The organism is Legionella waltersii (assembly GCF_001468085.1).
Lineage (GTDB): Bacteria > Pseudomonadota > Gammaproteobacteria > Legionellales > Legionellaceae > Legionella > Legionella waltersii.
On sequence record NZ_LNZB01000049.1, the window covers coordinates 1 to 888 of the forward strand.

Genomic DNA, 888 nt, shown 5'->3' on the forward strand with positions numbered 1-888 from the left:
GAAATGCCCAAGCTTCTTGACGCCTCTGAACAACTGTAACCTTGGTCAATTACAAGACTAATAGCATCTTGTTTAAATTCTTTTGAAATGACCTGCACATCTTTTCCTCCCAGTTAAGTGACTATTATCTCTTAACTGGGTGTGTTCATCCATTAGACCACTTCAAAATGCAAAACCCAAAAATGTAAATTACGATTTGGTATTAGAGGCTTTCACGAAGTCCATTGATATTATCCTTAGAGAATTGAATCCAATAAATAATATAAATACGGAAAATTATAAAAAAGAATTGCAATCACATTCCCAAGCGCTTAACTGTAAGCTCAAAATATATCTCGAACAAAAAAACGAGGCAAATCCATATATATCTTTTATGATAGAACTTGAAATAACAGCTGATAAAGTAATAAAAACTTTACACAAAATTACATCCGATTATTTTTCGAATATTCAAGAAGAGCAATTAGTAGAGATCAGGAAAGCACTATTATCGATCCAGCAAAATTTAATACAATTTAGCCCTCCAAATCGTTCTGCAGTGATAAGATATAGTAATGAAGAAAGTATAATGGGCTTGTTTACTTTTAGGAGTTTCAAATTTAGTATAAATTCTCGCTTAATATCGCTTGCAAGAGACTACCCAATTAATGACGTTTGTCCCATCGATCTTGAAGAAATCCCAGAAAATTATAAACTCTATACATACTCAGGCCATGTATTTAATATAATAAATTTGGTTGAGTGGCAGAGTAAAAGAAAGCCCCGTATTGATTTGGATGAAACGAATGATTCTATAAAAGTATAATGCCCCCCAAAATTTAGACCACACAAAGAGTAAAATTTGAGAGATAATAGCCTCTGACAGGAGGTTGTTATATGAGTAAATAT

General features: G+C 32.4%; 2 protein-coding genes. One reads left to right on the forward strand and one right to left on the reverse strand.

All coding sequences use genetic code 11. The features are described from left to right. Positions 1-98, reverse strand: a 98-nt coding sequence (locus tag Lwal_RS18205) for a transposase (RefSeq protein ID WP_162264103.1), incomplete at its 3' end; no start/stop codon positions are given. 98 nt (positions 99-196) lie between these two features. On the opposite strand from Lwal_RS18205, the gene Lwal_RS09770 reads away from it, so the two are divergent. Further along, positions 197-805: an RING finger protein gene (locus Lwal_RS09770; protein ID WP_133141301.1), complete on the forward strand. Its 609-nt coding sequence runs from the start codon at positions 197-199 to the stop codon at positions 803-805. Positions 806-888 lie beyond the last annotated feature (83 nt).